The 21,019-nt window shown below is 36.3% G+C and carries 12 protein-coding genes; 4 read left to right on the forward strand and 8 right to left on the reverse strand.

Annotated elements, in window-relative coordinates; translation table 11 throughout:
• Nucleotides 1-19 precede the first annotated feature (19 nt).
• Nucleotides 20-2,293 carry a catalase/peroxidase HPI gene (katG, locus tag ACEN92_RS05845; RefSeq protein WP_495641432.1) on the reverse strand — a complete coding sequence of 758 codons (2,274 nt, stop codon included), beginning with the start codon at nucleotides 2,291-2,293 and terminating at the stop codon, nucleotides 20-22.
• A gap of 306 nt (nucleotides 2,294-2,599) precedes the next feature.
• Between katG and ACEN92_RS05850 the strand changes: the two genes are divergently transcribed.
• The 4 genes from ACEN92_RS05850 (at nucleotide 2,600) to ACEN92_RS05865 (ending at nucleotide 5,962) form a co-directional block, all read left to right on the forward strand.
• Entirely contained in the window at nucleotides 2,600-3,049 is a 450-nt protein-coding gene (locus ACEN92_RS05850; RefSeq protein ID WP_495641433.1) for a DUF4262 domain-containing protein, read from the forward strand.
• A gap of 595 nt (nucleotides 3,050-3,644) precedes the next feature.
• A complete protein-coding gene (locus ACEN92_RS05855; RefSeq protein ID WP_495641434.1) occupies nucleotides 3,645-4,088 on the forward strand; it encodes a hypothetical protein in 444 nt (147 codons plus the stop codon).
• A 382-nt stretch (nucleotides 4,089-4,470) separates the two neighbouring features.
• Nucleotides 4,471-5,310 carry a helix-turn-helix domain-containing protein gene (locus ACEN92_RS05860; protein WP_495641435.1) on the forward strand — a complete coding sequence of 280 codons (840 nt, stop codon included), beginning with the start codon at nucleotides 4,471-4,473 and terminating at the stop codon, nucleotides 5,308-5,310.
• Nucleotides 5,311-5,404: 94 nt separating this feature from the next.
• Entirely contained in the window at nucleotides 5,405-5,962 is a 558-nt protein-coding gene (locus ACEN92_RS05865) for a YbhB/YbcL family Raf kinase inhibitor-like protein (RefSeq protein ID WP_495641436.1), read from the forward strand.
• Nucleotides 5,963-6,285: 323 nt separating this feature from the next.
• On the opposite strand, the gene ACEN92_RS05870 is transcribed toward ACEN92_RS05865, so the two are convergent.
• The 7 genes from ACEN92_RS05870 to ACEN92_RS05900 form a co-directional block, all read right to left on the reverse strand.
• Nucleotides 6,286-8,547 (reverse strand): glycosyl hydrolase family 28 protein, encoded by a 2,262-nt coding sequence (locus tag ACEN92_RS05870; RefSeq protein ID WP_495641437.1) that lies wholly within the window; start codon nucleotides 8,545-8,547, stop codon nucleotides 6,286-6,288.
• Nucleotides 8,548-8,591: 44 nt separating this feature from the next.
• The gene (locus ACEN92_RS05875) at nucleotides 8,592-11,810 is read right to left on the reverse strand and encodes a pectinesterase family protein (protein ID WP_495641438.1); all 3,219 of its coding nucleotides are present in this window, start codon (nucleotides 11,808-11,810) and stop codon (nucleotides 8,592-8,594) included.
• 231 nt (nucleotides 11,811-12,041) lie between these two features.
• A complete protein-coding gene (locus tag ACEN92_RS05880; protein WP_495641439.1) occupies nucleotides 12,042-13,733 on the reverse strand; it encodes a glycoside hydrolase family 28 protein in 1,692 nt (563 codons plus the stop codon).
• Nucleotides 13,734-13,932: 199 nt separating this feature from the next.
• Nucleotides 13,933-15,171 (reverse strand): glycoside hydrolase family 88/105 protein, encoded by a 1,239-nt coding sequence (locus tag ACEN92_RS05885; protein WP_495641440.1) that lies wholly within the window; start codon nucleotides 15,169-15,171, stop codon nucleotides 13,933-13,935.
• A gap of 210 nt (nucleotides 15,172-15,381) precedes the next feature.
• Entirely contained in the window at nucleotides 15,382-17,031 is a 1,650-nt protein-coding gene (locus ACEN92_RS05890; protein ID WP_495641441.1) for a glycoside hydrolase family 43 protein, read from the reverse strand.
• A gap of 328 nt (nucleotides 17,032-17,359) precedes the next feature.
• Complete coding sequence (locus ACEN92_RS05895; protein WP_495641442.1) at nucleotides 17,360-19,009, reverse strand: DUF5123 domain-containing protein; 1,650 nt, start codon at nucleotides 19,007-19,009, stop codon at nucleotides 17,360-17,362.
• Between the two features lie 99 nt (nucleotides 19,010-19,108).
• Entirely contained in the window at nucleotides 19,109-21,001 is a 1,893-nt protein-coding gene (locus ACEN92_RS05900; protein ID WP_495641443.1) for a RagB/SusD family nutrient uptake outer membrane protein, read from the reverse strand.
• Between the last annotated feature and the right edge of the window lie 18 nt (nucleotides 21,002-21,019).

A 21,019-nucleotide genomic window follows, 5' to 3' on the forward strand; every position in this document is an offset into this window, starting at 1 on the left:
TTTAAATTAACTAAACGAGTTAAATTAAATTAAATCGATCCAGATTCATTACTTTATTCCATGTGGCAACAAAATCATTTATAAATTTCTCTTGTGCATCGCTGCTTGCATAAACTTCTGCAACAGCTCTTAATTCTGAATTAGATCCGAAAACAAGATCGGCGCGCGTTCCAATCCATTTTGGCTGACCTGTGGTACGATCATTTCCTGCATAAAGTTCCTTATCATTAGACACTGCCTTCCATTGTGTATTCATATCAAGCAGATTGATAAAGAAATCGTTGGTAAGCTGACCCGGACGATGAGTAAAGACACCATTTTTTGTACCGTCAGAATTAATATCAAGCACACGCAATCCTCCCAGAAGTACTGTCAATTCCGGTGCTGTAAGTGTCAATAAATTTGCTTTATCAATAAGAAGTTCCTCTGTAGAAACCGCCGATTTTGTATTTCTGTAATTACGGAAACCATCTGCTTTAGGTTCCAGATATCCGAATGATTCAGCATCTGTTTGTTCCAAAGAGGCATCCATACGACCCGGAGAGAAAGGTACTGTAACTGAATATCCTGCATCTTTAGCCGCTTTCTCTACTCCTGCACATCCTGCTAAAACTATTAAGTCGGCCAGTGAAACTTTTTTTCCATTTCCTTGTGCAGCATCAAATTCTGTTTTGATATTTTCAAGTTTGTTTAAAACCTGACCAAGCTGAACAGGGTTATTAACCTGCCAGTTTTTTTGCGGAGCGAATCTTATACGTGCTCCATTGGCACCCCCACGTTTATCCGATCCTCTAAAAGTAGATGCCGAAGCCCATGCAGTTGCAACTATTTGGGATGTACTTAATCCTGCATTTAATATTTTTCCTTTTAATTGAGCAATATCGTTCTCATCAATCAATGTATGGTTAACTTCCGGAATAGGATCCTGCCATAACAATTCTTCCTGAGGTACATCTGGCCCCAGATAACGGCTGCGTGGTCCCATATCACGATGCGTTAGCTTAAACCAGGCACGTGCAAAGGCATCTGCAAATTCATCCGAATTTTCCAGGAATCGGCGTGATATCTTCTCATAAGCAGGATCTAACCTTAATGATAAGTCAGTTGTAAGCATTGTTGGGAGATGTTTTTTGGTACTGTCAAAAGCATCCGGAATAATCGCTTCGGCATTTTTGGCTACCCATTGGTGTGCACCGGCAGGGCTTTTAGAAAGTTCCCATTCAAAACCAAATAAATTTTCGAAGAAGTTATTACTCCATTGCGTTGGCGTTTTTGTCCACGTAACTTCCAGTCCGCTTGTGATTGTGTCAGCACCTTTACCGGAACCGAAACTATTTTGCCATCCAAAGCCCTGCAATTCAATACCTGCAGCTTCCGGTTCTTTATCTACGTGATCAGAAGAAGCTGCTCCATGCGTTTTTCCAAATGTATGTCCTCCTGCAATCAGTGCTACTGTTTCTTCATCGTTCATTGCCATACGTCCAAAAGTATCTCTTATGTCTTTGGCAGCAGCTATAGGATCAGGATTTCCGTCCGGTCCTTCCGGGTTTACATATATAAGTCCCATTTGAACGGCTGCAAGAGGTTTTTCCAGATTTCTGGAGTGAATCTGGCCATCTGCATTATCATCAGCTGACACAACACCATGCTCTTTCGGTACGCCCTCAGAGCCATCTTTATAACGTTCATCCCCACCCAGCCATGTAGTTTCAGCACCCCAGTAAACCGATTCGTCCGGTTCCCAAACATCTGCTCTTCCTCCTGCAAAACCAAATGTTTTGAATCCCATAGATTCCAAAGCAACATTTCCGGTTAGTATCATTAAATCGGCCCACGAGATTTTTTTACCATATTTTTGTTTGACTGGCCATAAAAGTCTTCTGGCTTTATCAAGACTCACATTATCAGGCCAGCTGTTAAGGGGAGCAAAACGCTGCTGTCCCGCACCCGCACCACCGCGTCCATCATGTACACGATACGTTCCTGCACTGTGCCACGCCATTCTAATAAATAAACCTCCATAATGACCAAAATCTGCCGGCCACCAATCTTGTGAATCCGTCATAAGATCATGCAGATCTTTTTTTACTGCTTCAAGATCAAGGCTGTTAAAAGCTTCTGCATAATTAAAATTGCCTCCCATCGGATCTGATAATGGGGAATTCTGTCTTAGGATACTTACTTTTAGCTGTTTTGGCCACCAGTCTCGATTCTTTGTGCCTGATGCAGCCGCATTATCCATACTTCCGTTATGAAAGGGGCACTTGCTAATGTCATTTGATTGATTTTCCATAAATTATTCTTTTGATTTTTGTTATTTTTTCGAATGACTAAATTACGAACTATATAAAAGAGTTGCATGTGCTATTTATATTATATTAATCTACTTTGATAGATAAAATCTATTACGAAAGAATTATTATTTTGATAAATGCATTTATCAGATTAAATAATTTTTGTACAGTACAAATCTTTTTTATATCAGCTTGTTATTTGAAATTTCTTTTTCACGAAGAAAGTTTTATCTTGGCAAGAAAAACTCAATTCGTTAAGATCAGCAGCTTCGCTTATCGTCAAGACGTTATATGCTATTTAAAAAATGGAGGAAGAAAAAAAAGAAAGATATTTTAAAAAAGTTAATCAAAATATAAATCAAAATGGATTCCACACTACTTATGTGACAGAAAACATTGATTTTACTCCTTTTGGTTATTCAACTGGAATTTACAAAAATTTCAAGATTCCTGAATTATTTATATCTGGATTACCTAATGGTCTAACTACAGAGTTAATTAAAAATTACATTGAAAAATATAAGTTTGGAATAATACCCATCAACAAAAAAATTGATGATTTAATTGACAGATTCCAGATTTATTTTATTGAAGTTGAAAATGAATCCCTAACAGAACATGTCTTAAGTTCAATAAAATATTATGATAATAATGAATTCAAATACTTGCAATTAATATTTCCAGACTTAAATGGACATTTTCCAAATGAACCTGATTATGATTATGATCAGAAAATTTTAGGCAATTTAAATTAGACAAAAGAAAAGTATATAACCACCGTTTGGTAATATGGCGGATTTAGACTTAATTTAAAGGTGATTTTGTACTTGTAAATTAGTCATATCAGAAAGTTTAGACTTCTTTATCCGTAACTGTCAAGCCACGGAATATTCCCGCAAACAGATAAAAAATTACACATAAGAACATATTTTAAATTATATCGACTTAAAGAAGAGCAAATGAGACTCCATAAAAATGACATTCTGTTTTATATAAGTTTACTATTTGCAGTTTGGTTTGCTTGGACTGGAATGGTTTGGACATATAATGCAGCACTTTTCATTTCATATCCTATTGGAATTATTAGTTTCATTCTATGGAGAATAATTAAAAATGAAAATAGAAAAAGAACTAAATTTATACCAATTATTTTGATAATCGGTTTAACACTTTCCTTATCAGTCTTACTTTATTTACTCATATGGGACTAAGAAAAGGCGCATTCTAAATTAGAAGTTATTAAGCAGTAATAGCCGCTTAGTTCAGATTTTTGTTTTGCTGAAAAGTAATCATTCATAAATTACAAATAGCTATAGAAAGGCGAGAACATTAAACAAAAAACGTAATAAATTGATACTAATCAAAATCTTAGCTACAGTTCTTCTTTTAATTTTAGTTTTATTGTTTACCTACATTTATTTAATAAATAAAATAAGTGCAAAAAAGCATAATGATTTTAAGAAAAAACTTGAAGGAAAATCATTGTATATTACTACAGATAAGAAAGGCTTTCAAAGCATAAATAATCAAATAATAGAAAAGCTCGACAAAGAAATAATTCATATTGTACTTTTATCTGGTACAGTAAAATCCATTTATGATACAGATAAAATTCATCGTTTCATTAGCTATGAAAAATTAAAAAAGTTTCCAATTACACTTAAAATTGTTAATCAAAATGTTATCTATAAAAGTTTCTATGATGATTTTAAGCAAGCTACCAAAGATGAAGTACATGAAGGGATTCTTCAAAAAAAGATAATCGATTGGTATAAGGAAAAAGTAAAAAACTGATTATAAGGTCAAATACTAATATAGATATGCCTTGGCAAAATCTGAATTTGGTATAATTTAAAAACACCAAATTATACCCAGTCATTTAAAACACAACAAATCATTATACTTTAAATAACTGAATTAAAACTTTAAAAATTACCCTCTGATCCCACCCTGGCTCGATTACATCGAACACCTACTTACATTAATAGATAAATATAGCGTTTGCAACGCGGCCAGCTAAAAACAGGAGCAACTTTAAACAAAGTGTACTTTTATTTTTTTATTTCATAGTTTTCCTTAAAAACCAATACTTTCATATATTTGTTTGTACCAAAAACTGAAGTTTTTCACAGGCTGACGCTAAGTGCAATTCAATTTAAATGACACTCACAACATAATGAACATTCAAAACCTTCCTAATGATTTAAATATTGATAGCCAAAGTGAGGTGCAAATTTTTGATTATCACGTAGCAACTTCCAGTGTCAAGAATAAAGTTATGCTGAATAAGCATATTTTTAGCTTTTTACTTGAAGGAACAAAAGAACTCATCACGCATGATGAGAGAATAACTATTAATAATGACAAGTTTTTACTGATAAAATCAGGAAATTTTTTAATGACTGAGCATATTCTTTCTGAAACAAATGCCTATCGAAGCGTATTATTCTTTTTTAATGATGATATGCTCCTGAAATTAGCGCAAAAAAACAATCTTTCAAAAACGGTTAATTCAAGTTCTAAACCTTATGAGATATTCCAATATGATGATTACATTCATGATTTTGTCAGGAGTTTAATTAAAATAAAAACACACGATAATACACTAAAAAATAAATTATTAAAAACTAAGTTTGAGGAAATATTGCTGTATTTATTGCACAAAAACGGTACTGCGTTTTTAGATAACATACTTACCGGCCAAGACAGTCAAAGCAGGCATTTTACAGCTGTAATTGAAAGTAATAAATTGAATAATCTAACGATTCAGGAGCTTTCCTTTTTATGTAATATGAGCATTTCTACTTTCAAGAGAAATTTTGAAAAACACTATCAAACCAGTCCCATAAAATGGTTTCAGGAAAAAAGACTAGAACATTCCGCTTACTTATTAAGTACTAAAAAAATGCGTCCTATTGATATTTATTCCGAAATTGGGTTTGAAAGCTTATCGAGTTTCACTCAGGCATTTAAAATAAAATACAACACTACTCCGAAACAATTTCAACTGGAATAATGAACTTTTGGAAACACTTTTAGAACTTTTAAGAGTAACTAAAAAGTTTTACACCAAATTATCTTTACAGTCTAACTTTTTAAATAATTAAAAGATGAAAAAGATTAATTTGGTATTACTTTGTTTGCTGTTTTCAACAAGTATAATTTTTGCTCAAAAGTCATTTACTTTAACCAGCAAAGATTTAGGCGGACAAGCCACAAAGATTGAAGAATTTAACAGTTTCGGCTGCACTGGAAAAAACCAGTCACCTCAATTATCATGGGCAAATGCACCCGAAGGCACTAAAAGTTTTGCAATTACCATGTATGATCCAAACGCGCCAACAGGCAGCGGATTTTGGCACTGGGTTGTATTTGATATTCCCGGAAATATTAATGAATTAGTTACAAACGCAGGGAATTTAACGTTAAATCTTACACCTAAAGGAGCTATCCAGAGTGTTACAAACTATGGTGTTGCCGGATATGGCGGACCTTGCCCTCCTGAAAACCACGGTATACATCAATATATAATAACTGTACACGCTTTAAAGACTGATAAATTAGGTTTGGATTCCAATGCAAATCCTGCTATTGTCGGTTACTATCTATGGATGAATACCATCGCAAAAGCAAGTATTGTAGCCTATTATCAAAGAGAAAAAAAATAAATAAATTTGAAGCAGCACTATTAAAACCAAAAGCCTTTTTGTTGAAAAACAAAAGGGCTTTTGGTCAACAAATAAATTGGTCTTAACACAGGTTTTACTCTTGTATCGTTGTTCATAATTTTACAATTTATTTTCAATAGATTATTTGAAATAATTGGGACAAAGCCCAAGCTCCATCCCCATTACATTGAATAAACATCATAACTAGTACTACCGATTCCTCGGGCAATTTTAGATTTACAACACTTTTACAGGTATTTACCTCTTTTGATTCTTTTACTGTTTCCAGTCCAAAAGCATTAAAAGTATTGACCGTAAATCGATTATTCTTTGATAAACTTCGCTGTGTTAATTTTCCCATTGTCCAACATAATTTGTACAAGATAGCAACCGGCAGAAAATCCTTCAGCATCAATGGTTTGTTGAGTTGAATTATTCCCGTTCAGCTCTTTTATTTTTGCACCGGAAAAATTATAAATTACAATTTTTTCAATCCCTGAATCCGTATTTACAGTAAAATTACCTCCCTTTACCGGGTTTGGATAAAAAGAAAATTTATTAGTAAAACTTACATCCCCCACTGATAAATTACATGATGTCGAGGCTCCCGTCGTTGTATTAATGCCGTTTATTATATTGCTGCCGTTTACTGTTTCTGCTTTATAAGGAATAATCGCATCCCCTTTACCACCAGGAATAGTAATTGAGGAACAGTTTTGGAATACAAGCCCTGTTACGAAATTGGCAACCATTCCTTTAGTGTTTGCGCTAATCTTCACATTATCGAAAACAACGTTGATGGCAAAGGATTCCGGTAAAGCATAAATTATACCTGCATTATCAGAATTGGTTACAGTAATATTTTTGAACGTAATATTTTTCCAGGCCGGGGTAGTACTCGTGACAGTTCCTGCTACCAAAGTTGATGGTGCAGCCGTAGGTTCTTTGGGATACCAGCTGGTAATGGCAAAAGGAGTTGATACATTTCTCATGGTAACATTCGAATAGGTAAATGAAGTCTCCCCTCCACCACGAGTATTATTGGATTTAAGACGAAATCCGTTGGAGGTCCCTATAAAGCTGCAATTATCTACGATAAGGTTGCTTACGTTGGAGGTATAACTTCCTACCGAAACACCATGACCATCACCAAAACTACAATTTTTAACTATAACATTTTGAGTATTAGTATCTAATGCTATATTATCATCACCTACAGAAAAATAACAGTTTAATACATCCAGTCCGTTCCAGTACCAGACATCAAGGGCATCTGTGTTTGGTGCAGATGAAGGTGCCATAACAGTAACGTTCTTAATTGTCCCTTTTGATCCTTGACCGCTCCCGCTTTTTCCCATAGTAATGCTAACATTTGGAGCGTTTTGTATCGTAATATCAGTAATTAAAACTGTATTACAGGCCTTAAAACGTATTATACCAGGACGACCGATACCTGTTGCATCAAAAGCAGTCCACCAGGCACTGCCATTTCCTTCAATAGTACCCTTTCCACTTATTTTAATATTAGTAAGATTCTCTCCATAAATAAAGGTTGTATAAGTATCTGTCGTTCCACTATTTGGATAAGAACCGGCAGGAAGTCCGTTTCCATTTCCGTAAGGCATTAATTGCAAAGTGGCTCCGGCTGAAATAAAAAGGTTAACATTGCTTTTCATGGTAATAGGACCACTCAAAAAAGGGGAAGCAGCAGCAGGGATAACAACGGTACCGCCTCCTGCAGCGTTTGCAGCAGTAATAGCAGCATTTATTGCTGCCGAATTATCAAGATTGGAAGTACTGCCTCCATATATTAACTCTGTAATTACATACTGGGTAGAAGGTATGTTTGGCTGCATCTGAGTAGAAGGGATATCAGGAAAAGTAACCGCTTGAAATTGTGCAATACGAGTAATGTTTGCAGTCATAGTAACCGCAATTGTACTATTTGTAGAAACAACTGCTCCATTTTCATCTATCCATTGAACAAAATTATATCTAAAATTATCTGTTGCTGTTAATGTTACTACTGTTCCCTGAAGAAAAGAAGTACCTCCCGGATTCGCAGAAATAGTACCTGTTGAAGCAGGGCTGACATTCGTTGTCAAAGTAAAAGCAGCAGCATTAGGATCACTTGTGATTTTTTCAAAATAATCGATATTGAACAAGTAACCGGTATTTGTTGGATGCTTAAAAACCAGATATAAATCGTGTGTACCCGTTGTTTGCGTAATTGCTGTAGAAAATATTTTGTAATCGCTAAACCCTGAACTTCCTGATACAGCAGCTGTTCCAATTAAAGTCCCTGTTGTCGAATCTAATCGAAACTCAATATTCCCGCCAGTTGCTCCCGAAGCCAGTATATCAAAGCGAGTATCATATTGATCAAATACCTGCCCGGTAAATTTAATCCAGGTTCCGTTTTTAATATAACCAACGTTACCTCCGCCGGAAAGAGCAGCATTAGTTTCTTTCTTTGCTCCGGAATTTCCACTATAAGTTTCGGCTTCAATTCTTGTTATAGTTTCCGCATATCCTATTACTGAAAATAGTACCAGTAATAAGGAAATAAAATATTGTTTTTTCATTTTGCTATTGTTTGGTTTAAATAATTTATCCGATCCTTCCTGCACTAATTTTTAATAACTTTCACTTTATAAACAACTCCTTCTGCATTTTTCATACTAACAATATACACACCTGAAGTCAACATGCTTAAATCTACTGATCTGGTTATATTAGCTGCCAATACGCCTTGTTTAACTTTCTGTCCCTGAACCGAATACACTTCATAATTCAGGCTTCCGATTCCTTCAGGCAATGTCAGGCTGACAGCATTATTTGTAGGTATTGGATATGCGCTTACTTCTTTTGGTTCTTTTTTCTTTCCCAAACCCAAAGTAGCGAATGTACTGACAGCACTCAAACCACCGTATTCATTGGCCGTTTGTACCGTATATACATAATTTCCTCCTGCTGCGGTAGTATCAATATAGGTATCATCTGTTGTAATAGCCAACACCTTATTATCCCTGCTCACCACATAGCAAATAGCATATTGATTATCATCCCATTTAAGAGTGTTGTTTCCAGGATTCGAAAGATTAGCCGGTGCTTCAATTTGTTCTACCACCAAACGCGGATCCCATTTGTCTGTTCCGCTAAGGACATTTTCAATCGTATATTCATCCGCCTGTGCTTTGGTTAAAACCGGATTATAATTTCCCGTTTGGGCAATACCGCTTACTGTGAATACATTGGTTCTGTTAGCTGTATTAACTGCTACTCCATTTGCATTTACGCTATTGTATTCTGCAAAAAGTGCCGGTAATGTTCCCATACTTGCCCAACCTTGGGTATTAGGTTCATTTATCATTGTAGTATTCAGATAAACAGCTCTTGGAGCATTTTGCCAAGGGCGTCCTAAATAATAACCGGTAGCCGCAGTAATGGTATTGTTATTAAAAATATATCCGTACTTATTGTCGACAGTATGATTTGGAGCCACAATATAGCCGCCTCCGACAGAAACCAGTTTACATTCTTCAAACCAATGTGTTCCGCCTCCGCAGATAAAATCCACATCTCCTTCAATGGTTGATTTATAGTAAAAACTTCTGTTTCCGCCCGTAACCTGAGTATCTTGTCTGCTTCTTAGTTTGATTCCGTTATATACATTTCGGTCTCCGGCAGGATTAAGTGCTGGTTTTTGACCAGAATTAACTACTCCGTCTTTATGCTCAATGATTATATTTTCCATGTATAAATCATTGGCTTCAATCGAAAGGACCGGGTTTTTAATTCCCTGACCAGGATTTCCCTGAAGAATTACTTTATCCTTAGATTGGGCAATCAATGACACGTTATTTTTTCCTGAAGGAAGCTGAAGCAAAATTCCCTGTGGATTTGTACCATCTCCTCCAAGATTATAAGTTCCGTTAGTAATCAGTACCAGAAATCGGGCTGATGAATTGGAAGGTGCCGCATTAAATGCTTCGGCTATGGTTTTTACATATTTTCCGGAAGCCACTTGTTCTGCTGTTGCATTTACATCTACAATCAAATTAAATACACGTTTTGCAGGAACCGGTTTTTCCATTGTTTTAAATGTCAAATTCACTGCCTGGGCATGATTACCCGAAAGATCTGTAACAAGTCCGACTGGCATACTGAATATATATTGTGTATTATAGTTTAAACCGAAATAACTGAATTTCACCGTTTTATTTATAAACTCCGGATTTAAAGTTTTCCCGTTAAGTGTTGCCTGTCCGGTACCTAACTGAACTTTTTCATCATAATTAAGGATAATATTTCCGCTTGCACCAACTGTAGTTGAAGCAGCTGCAGGAAGTGAAGATAAAAGTACCGGAGCAGTTGCATCTGAAACAAAAACTTCCTCTGCTTTTACCATAACATTTGATAAAACCGTTGCCGTTACATCTGTGGCAGTTCCGTGTTTTGGTCCGCTCACATTCGGAAACCATCTGATATATACTTTTTCTTTTCCTTCTGCATCCACAGGCAATATTCCTCCAATGGAAGTAACCGAGCTTGTATTTATTGTAGTTAAAGCCGAGATATTTTGAAAGTTTACACCATCAAGTGAATATTGAAAAGTCCATTCATTGCAACCGTAATAATAACCAATCAGTCCCGATGAAATAGCAATATTTTTATATCCAACAGTTGAAAAAGAGGTCATAAAATAGAAGAATTCACCTCTGTTTGTGTTCCATACTCCTACACCATTTATTCCGCCTCTGTTTAAAAGCCTCACATTCGGAGCAAAAACATTATCCGTAACATTATAAGCTGATAACTGGGGTTTGTTTTCCACATTAGAAAATAATTCGGCAACCCTTGGATTAGCATATTGATCGTTCTTAAATGTCCATCCCGCTATAAATGTTGCATTATCATAAGTACCCGTGATAGTTTTGTTTTCATTCATTGTTACAGAAGTGCTCAATTCTGTTGATCCGTCAGACCAATTATTGAACTTAATAATATTATTTTCAACAGCGGTAATTGTAACATTTGTTCCTGCTTCATAAACAGAGAATGCTCCATCTTTACCGGCAGGAGAAACTGTGTATTCTCCCAAGCCGAATGCACCTGCAACATTTACGTTTAAAGTATATGTATTAACTGCTGTATATTCTGCAGTAAGGGTAGTATTTGAAGTTATAGTAAAAGTATATGGATTTGCCGTTGAAACAACTGTTCCATTACCATCTGTCCATCTAACAAAATTATATCCGAAGTTTTTATTTGCGGTTAATGTAATTGCGGTTCCCTGATTAAATGCACTGCCGGCGGGATTCGAAGAAACTGTTCCTGATGAAGCGGGACTAACAGTAGTCACCAAAGTATAAGTAACTGCATCCGGAATAGTAGTGACTTTTTCTAAATAATCTATATTGAATAAGTACCCCGTATTTGTTGGATGCTTAAAAATAAGGTATAAATCATGTGTCCCGGTTGTAGGTGTAATTGCAGCCGAAAACATTTTGTAATCGCTAAATCCGGTGGATCCGCTTACTGTTGCTGTTCCTATTAATGTCCCTGTTGTCGAATCCAGTCTAAACTCAATAGTTCCTCCGGTTGCTCCGGCGGCTGCTACATTAAAACTAGTATCATATTGACTAAATACATGTCCGGTGAAACTAATCCAGGTATTATTTTTAATATACCCAACATTTTTTCCTCCCGATAGTGCAGCGTTATTTTCTGACTTTGCACCTGAATTTAAATTATAACTTTCGGCTTCAATTTTGAGAGTGGTTTGCGAAAATCCCATTACTGAAAAGAGTGTCAGTAACAAGAACATACAGTATTGTTTTTTCATTTGTGGTTTGGTTTTAGTTAGTAACTTATTTTTTCCTGCTCTAAAATTTTAATAAAGTAAGATTTCAGAAAGAGGCTCATCCATATTTAATTTTTTCTCTGATTTAATTAGTTTTTAATGATAAATTTTTTTGTCAGTTCGAGTAATCCCGCCCAAAAGTTAAAAATCAGTATATTTATGATAATCCTACGTTTTAGAACTAATCACTAAGGACTAGTTACTAAGAACTAATCATTCAATTATTTTCACCTGATCTTTAATCGATTCCAGCACTTTTACATCTGTATCAAAATTCATTTTCTTACCATCCTTTTTCAATGCTATTTTTTTTGTGGAAGTACCTCCAATCCAAAACAATTGATTTTCTCCGGCAGCTTTAAAACTTCCGACATTTATATTCTGGCTATTCGAAAGACTTACCGCTATGCCTGGTTTATCAAGTTTTAAATCAATATTTTCAAAATTAATTTTACTCGCATAATTTATTCGAACCCCAATATCCGATCGAACAATCATGTTTTTAAATTGAATGTTTTCAACAGGCATTTCAGGAAGTCCCATAATTTTCATGGCTTGTTTAGCTCCATCAACATAAATATTTTTAAAATACATGTTTTTGAAAACAGGAGTTGTTTCAGATACAGGAGCCTTTTCTACAATCATTTCACCTGTATAAGGATCTTCGACCCCAGTCTTATTAAAATAGTACATCTCAAAACGAATTGCCTCTGTAGGAATGTCACTCATCCTGATATCTTCCATCCAGATATTTTCAACTAAACCGCCGCGACCTCTGGTTGATTTGAACCGTAATCCGCAATCCGTACCAATAAACGTAAGGTTCTTAACAAACAGATTACGAACTCCACCCGACATTTCGCTTCCTATTACAAATCCACCATGACCGTGATAAACCACACAGTCTTTGATTACAAATAATTCGGTTGGTTTTCCGCGTTCACGTCCTTCCTGATCCTTACCCGATTTTATACAGATAGCATCATCACCAACATCAAAACGACAGTTTGTTATTGTGCCAATTCGGCAGGATTCCAAATCAAGTCCGTCACCGTTTTGTGAATACCACGGATTGCGAATATTCAGGTTGCTTAGCGTTACATTTTCACACATTAACGGATTTACATTCCACGCAGGAGAATTTTGAAAAGTAACCCCATCCAACAACATTTTTTTACAATTAACAAGGCTTACCATTACCGGACGAAGGGCGTGTTTGTATGGTTCCATATTTTCAACAGTAGCCGTTTTGGGAAGCTTATTTCTTTCTTCATTACCTGTAAAGGAACCTTTAGAAGGATACCAGGTCTTACCATCTTTAGAAAGAATACCACCTGAGCTAATCAGGTTCTTCCATTGCTCATTAGACAATTTACCAATTTTAACGGGTCTCCATTTAGAGCCGTTTCCATCAAAAATTCCCTCTCCTGTAATGGCTATATTTTCTAAACCAACTCCCATAATAGGAGATTCGCATCGAATGACCTTATTGCCTTCAAAATAGGAACTGATTAATTTGTATTGATTTAAATCGCCTGTAAACAAAATATAAGAGCCGTTTTTTGTGTGCAGATTGACATTACTTTTCAGGTATACTGGGCCTGTAGTCCATAATCCTGAAGGAATAACAACAACGCCTCCACCCGACTCAGAGCATTTCGTGATGGCATCGTTAATCGCTTTCGTACAAAGTTGTTCCGTATTTGGAACAGCTCCGAAATCAACAATATTCAAAGTATCTTTTTTAAATTTTGGAATCTGGACTTCCGGCATATCGAAAGGAAGTTTTTTGTCTATTGAAACCTTATCTTCTGGTTTAGATGTATTTTGAGCAACGATCTTATTGTTGCAGAAAATAGAGAATATTACTATCCAAATCAGGAAAGTTGTTTTAGTTTTTATCATAATCAATTGTATTTTTTAATTTCTTAACTCATGTTTTTTAACATATAGAAACATAGATTTTTTCTATTCTTCTTTAAGATTGCAAAAGAAGCTAGCTTCCACGCATAGCCAATCTATATGAATTGATGCAAGTGAAACGTCTTTAAGCATTTAGTAACTATGTTTTTAGCCTGCACTGAGCGGAGTCGAAGTGTGTTAATTACCGGAGTTTCTTACTTTGTTTTTCATCCAAAATCTTTTGCAATTCGATACCCGCCATAATAAACGGACCAACAGCCTTAGCGTCATCATCCCTGATAGGTTCTGAAATATAATATTCGAATGACCCGTCACGATCTTTAGGATTTTTTCCTCCTAATCCGGCAACAGCACAACATTTTGTAATCGAAATAGTTCTATCGGGATTTTCTTTTATGAATTGTTTTTGAATTCCGTTAAAACCAATTCTGGCAGATTTTAGAAATTTTGAACCTACATATCCTTTTCGATATGCTTTTGCAAACGAATAAACAAACATGGTTGAGCAGGTTGATTCCAGATAATTGCCTTTGCGCCCGGGCTGATCCATTACCTGCCACCAAACTCCTGAATCGGCTTCCTGTGCTTTGCGGACAGCTGTGAATACTTTTTGCAATATTTTTATTAAATCTTTGCGTTTTGGATGATCTGCCGGAACAAAATTTAAAATATCCACCAAAGCCATACAATACCAGCCCTGAGCGCGTCCCCATATGTGAGAAGAGCGCCCGGTTTCCTTATTTGCCCAAAACTGTGCCTTCTTCTCATCATAACCATGAAAATTCAGGCCGGTTTTTGAATCAAAAGTGTGTTTTTGAATCAATTCTGCCTGCAAAATGGCATCATCAATTGACTTCGGAACATTAAAAACTGCTCCGTATTGTGCAGAAAACGGATCTGCCATATAAACACCATCCAGCCACATTTGCCACGGATAACTTTTCTTGTGCCAATAACCTCCATCTGAATTTCTCGGGTGTGTTTCCAGTTGTTTGTGGATTGTATCCATTGCTTTTTTGTAGTGCTCATCACCTGTTCTCTTGTAGATCTCAAAAAGGATTTTTCCGGAGTTTACTAAATCAAGACTATACTTTTCCAGTCCGTAACCTCCTAATATTTTTCCTTCCATATCAATCAACTGATTGGCATATGAAAGTCCGTAGTCCCAGTACTTTTGCTCTTTGGTATATTCATAGAGCTTCTGATTTGCAAGCGTTACTAATCCGTTTGTATAGTTCCATTTAGGAAATTTTACTCCGTCAAGGAACACTGCATTTGGTGTACGTTTTTGATCAGAATCAGCCATTTTTTTAGCCCATTCAATCGGTAAAATTTGATTATCCTTTAATTTTGATTGTCCAAATGAAGCCAAATGACAAACCAGAATTGAGAGAATGAAATATTTAATTTTGTTTATCATTGTTTATTACTTACCTGTTGTAATTGTTTGAAAATCTATCCTGATATAAAACAAATACATCAAAAACATAAAATTGAGTAATGTATCTTATACTTTCAGAAGTGAATGTCATCCTGAGCGGAGTCGAAGGCTTTTAAACGGAAAGGGCTTCGACTAAGTTTATCCTGAGCGAAGCCGAACGGACTCAGCCTGACACCTTTTATTTGCTTATTACTTATCTTCTTCTACTCTAAACCAATCATAATCAGCATAACTGCTGTCACTAATAGACTTGGTGCCTGTTGCAAAAAGTCCTATTTTTGCTCCTACCCAACGTCCTGCGCTTGGTTTGAAAGGTTTTCCAAATGCTTTAAATGTTTTGCCATCAGTACTATAATAAAAAGTAACCTTCGCGTCAAAAGGCTCAATATTTTGCAGCATTTCAACTTTGGCACGGAAAAACACATTTTTTTGGTCAATCGGCATAGAAGTTATTTCTGTCTCGATATCTTTAGAAGTACGGGCGTCTTTCATCTGTCGCTGTACCAATTTTAATTTTCCATCTTTGCCTTGCTCTATAGCGATGTATGCGTAATCTTCACCAAATACAATTAAACCTGTGCTGCTTTCTTCCGCATCTGGATTATTTTCGAAACTGAGTTTTGTTGTTGTTGTAAAATTGGCACCGGGAAATTTTTGTAACAGCAAGTTGGGCATCATCCACATCGATTTTATCTCTTCGCTGTGAGGAATACAGTTTAAGCGCATAAATCCCAAATTAGCCGACGACCATCCCCATTGTTGACCAGGATTTTGATTGGCCTGCCACTGCCATTGTAACCCAAATTGATGTCCATTGAATTCATCAGAAGAAACCAAGGGTGTAGCAGGATAATTTTTCCCCACATTTGGTTTTGTCCATTCCATAACCGGTTCACCAATACCATCTTTGTTTGAGTCTTTTCCCATGATTGGCCAGCCGTCTTTCCAGGTAACTGGCTGAAGATTGACAACGCGCCCATAAGCCCAACGATCCTGAAAATGTATAAACCATCCGTCTCCGTTTGGAGTTTCGACATATGCCCCCTGATGTGGTCCGTTCATTTTTGTATCACCCTGATGCAGCACAATTTTAGACTCATAAGGCCCCCAAACATTTTTGGAACGCATTGCCAATTGCCATCCGGGTTTTACGCCTCCGGCCGGGGCCATAACCCAATAGTAACCATCTCTCTTGTACATTTTTGAACCTTCGACAGTGGTATGACCATTATGTCCATCAAAAACCATCGCCGGATTACCAATCAATTTGGTACCATCGGGCGTAAGTTCTGATAACATTAAAACGGTCTTTACATTGGCCCGGCTGCCTGCAAAGGCATAAGACAAATAAGCTTTTCCATCCTCATCCCAAAACGGACAGGTATCAATAATTCCTTTTGCTTCTTTAATCAATACCGGCTCTTCCCATGTACCTGCGGGGTCTTTAGTTTTGACCATGTAGATTCCAAAATCAGGATCACCCCAATAAATATAATATTCACCATTATGATACCGAATTGATGGAGCCCAGACACCATCGCCATGGCGTACGGTACGAAAATGCTCAACAGGAAATTGATTTTGCAATGCATATCCAATCAACTCCCAATTCACCAAATCTTTTGAATAAAGAATTGGAAGTCCCGGAGAACTGTTAAAACTGGAGGCAGTCATATAATAACCTTCTTTTCCGGCACATACATCCGGATCTGAATAATCCACATGTAAAATGGGATTCTTGTACTTTCCGTTTCCTAAGTCACCATTCCATCCCTGAGCGCTTGCTCCTAATCCATAAACTGCCAAACTTATGGACAGCAATAATTGTTTTAATTTCATTTTAAATAGTATTTAATCAAGTTTTTTAAAAACTTGCGTCAGATATGTGCCTTAGATTTAGATAAACTGATACCAGAATTATATTTTTTTGAATTGCCTCCTGCTTTAGCTGGGGGTAAATTAAGGAAAAGTATAAGCTGGCTTTAGCCAAATAAACTGTTGCCTTTTTTGGCTAAAGCCTCTTACTTTCTTCAAATAAATCCTCCAGCTAAAGCAGGAGGCAATTCAAAACTTACTTTTTTACAGTTAATCTGATTTTGAAACATGGTAGGAAAAAGAAGTATCCGTGTGGATACTTCTTTTAAACTAAAAAATTAACCGGCAGGGTTTAAGGAAGCCATCTAAGATCGCCTACTTTGTTTGTAACAATCGGAGAGTTTGCATCTTTGATTGTTAGATCTCCTGCTTTTGGATTCACGAATAAGTCTTGTGCACTTATTCCTAATGCGGTACCCTGAATACTCGTAGGTCCCAGCAGATAATTTGTAGTGGTATAATTATTACTGAATGAAGTTGTACAACCTGCAGCAATTGCCTGAATTACTTTACCACAAGCAGAAGCTAATAATACATTCTTGAAAACCAACGTAGACCCTACGGCTGCCGGGATATTAATTAAGGAACGATTATAAGCATAATCATAAATCGTTACATTGCTGTATTCTAAATAAATCGGATACGTAGACGTACCATAATCAAACAAGTTTTTAAAGTTGTACGTATTGTTGGTTGTCCCATAATAATCTCTCATAAAAGTACAATTGTTGAAAACTGCTCTTTTAAAATTGTCTGCTCCGGCAGAACCCATAACAAAAGTACCATAGGTTCCGGAATGACCGCCAACTTCATCCAAAGTACAATATGTCATCTCAAAGTTGCCTACTTCTTTATATTTCCCGTTTCCCTGATGTCTCCAGAAACCGCGTTTAAAATTATTAAATACACAGTTATAGAAAGTAACTTCTCCTATTGTCCAGGAGGTACCACTATTAAAGAAATAACTGGCATCAATTGTTTGATAAAAACGAATGTTTTCAAACGCTAATGAACTCAAAAAGGATCCTTCAGTAATATTCCAGTTTCCGTTCATTTCTATTTGAGGTCTTTCTCCCTGAGTTCCGCCGGTAAGTTTAAATCCTTTTGAAATAGTAAAAGGAGTAATCTTAAATAACGAACCTGCTTCCAGAAAATATTCTGTTCCTTCCGGAATTGTCGGGTCTGCATTGTTGGCTTTCAAAAGTGCCCCTAAATCCGTTCCTTTTGCCACCAAAATTGTTGAAGCCGATGGTCCTGCAGAGCGAAAATTTACCTGATTGTAAGGCCTGTCATAAATACGTGGCTTATTATTGTCATAAACATTTACATTATAAACTGTATTTTTTTCCAAACCTTCAACTTTAGCTTGTCCACTGCTTTTTTCTGCTTCCGTTAACTTGCGTCCTATAGCCGGAATTTCCTTAGACTGTGCCGGTACGACAGAAATACTGTCCACTGGATTAGCCGAATCAATTATCCAACTTGCGATCACATCAGTTTCAGTAATATTTACCTTCTCAACAGGTTTCAATATTTGGGCATATGCCGGACGGTCTGCTGTCAGTGCATTTGTATTTGTCCATTGTGAATTAAATTTAGCGTTGTCGCTATTAGCACGAACCCGAATATAGAACTGTGTTTTATACGGAATATCATCCATCAAAATTTGTGTATCTGTAATAGTATACGATTTGAACAGACTGGAGTAATAATTGTCCAAATGCAATTCTACAGTATAGGAAACAGCATCATTTACTTTGTACCATACTACAGCAATAGAATTATTTTTAACCACAGGGGCGGTAAGTACAAACTTGGGCTGAAACAAATCTCCGACCTTAGTATAAGTCAAATTGTCTTCCTGGCAAGAGTTTAACATTCCTCCAAACAAAATCATGCTGAAAAATGATAAAATATAAATTGCTCTTTTTGAATTTTTCATATGTGGATATTTATTGTTTTTTATTGGTCATATGTAATTTGCATTTCATAATTGGTATTGCGGCCAATTTTAGATATGCTCATTTCATACTTAATTCAATTAATAGTTAAAACCATAATAATTCTGAATAGCTCCACGGTGGTCCGAAATCACTTTAGACGGATAAGGGCATAAATAACGTAATGGGTCATTAGGAGATTTACTGGTAGCATTGTTGAAATTTATAAAACCTCTAAAACTCCATTTAATATCGTTTCTTGGTTCATAAGATGCAGTCTCATTATTTAACGCATACCAACTTGTTGCAAATACCTGTTCTGTATAACCTGCCGGTTTCGCCTGCAGAATTTCATCAATTCCTTTGATATCTAAAATTGTTCTGCTTGCATTATTAGGATCCGGAATATTTTTCCAGTAAACACTTCCGGGAACCTGATCTATACCGGGAACATAAGCTCCATTAGCTACTTTCCCCCAGTTTACAAATTTGTTATATTGATTATAAATTACTTCACTGTATTTATTCCATCGGGCTAAGTCAAACTTACGCTTACTTTCACCGCCAAATTCCCATGCACGTTCATCCATAATTGCCTGGAAAAATAAATCAGGATTTGATTTGGAAGCTACATAACTATCTACTTTTGCTGACCAGTCTGCCTGACTGAATGCTCTGCGGCGTACTCGTTTTAAACATTCCTGAGCATCCTGACGCGGACCAAATCGTTCGTTTACAGCTTCTGCATACATCAACAACACATCAGCAAATCGCATCCATGAGTAATTGATACCAGTTGCTTTAGTACTTGTACCTCCTAGTGGAGAAGTTGAGTAAAGCTTCGACCATTTTGCAACAGCCAGCTTAGCTAAATCCAGACGAATTACCTGATTCAGGTTTGCATCATACGAATAAGGTGCGCAGGTAACATCACGTCTCAAATCTTTGTTGTCAAATGAGTATAAATAGGTTCCTGATAAACTAAGGCTTCCTGAAGCACTTCCGTAAGGATGGCTTCCTTCCAGAATCGGAATACCAATAGCATAGCCATATTCACCGGATGTATTTTTCAACAATGGTAATGAAAACATAACATCATCATTAACCGGTGTTACCCAATTGTTTTGTTTAACCCAAAAATCACGGTAACTCATTTTCAGGTCATGTTGACCCTCATTAATTACTTTACCTAAATATTGGATGGCAATATCATAATACAATTCATGATTTTCTCCACGAACCATGTGTCCAATACTGGCAGCATCACTATCAGGACGTAAAGTCCATCCTCCGCGGGTAAGCGCAAGCAAACCAATCAGACCCTGGTTAAAACTTCTTGATGCGCGTTCAGGACCATAATCCAGTGCACTTGCATATTGCATTAGCGGCTCAACCGACTTTAAATCATCTATTAGAAATTCAAGAATTGTATTTCTGTCAGTAACTCCTACCTTAAAATCCTCATCGCCTGATGACGATGTGGTACGAAACACAACATCTCCCCAAATTCGGATCATATCTAAATATACCATTGCACGAAGTGTCTTAACTTCTCCATAAAGCTGCGTTATCGCTGATGGCTTGTCTTTGGTATCTGCCTTGTAAATAGCCGAATTTTCAATTCCCTGAATAACATCATTAGACAAATTAATAATCTTATACATGGCATTCCAGGTAGAATTCAAAGTTGTCCAATAAGGTTTAGGTTCAAAACAGGCAATATCAGAACCGTTAACATTTACCGTATTAGTTGAAATTCCCGACATCTCTACATCGGTATTCGGATTAAAAACAAAGGCAAGGCGATTAGAGTATGCATCGTCAGTAAGCATAAGGGTATATACTCCCGCAACAGCTGATTGTATTTCACTTTCAGAACTAAAAACTTCAGCCTCGGTAAAACCGGTTGCCGGATGTACGTCTAAATAATCATCGCAAGCTGTAAAACACAGTCCGAAACTAAATAGCATACTTAATAATATCTTTTTATTCATAATTTTAAAATTTAATTT

The organism is Flavobacterium sp. Flavsp81, assembly GCF_059491325.1.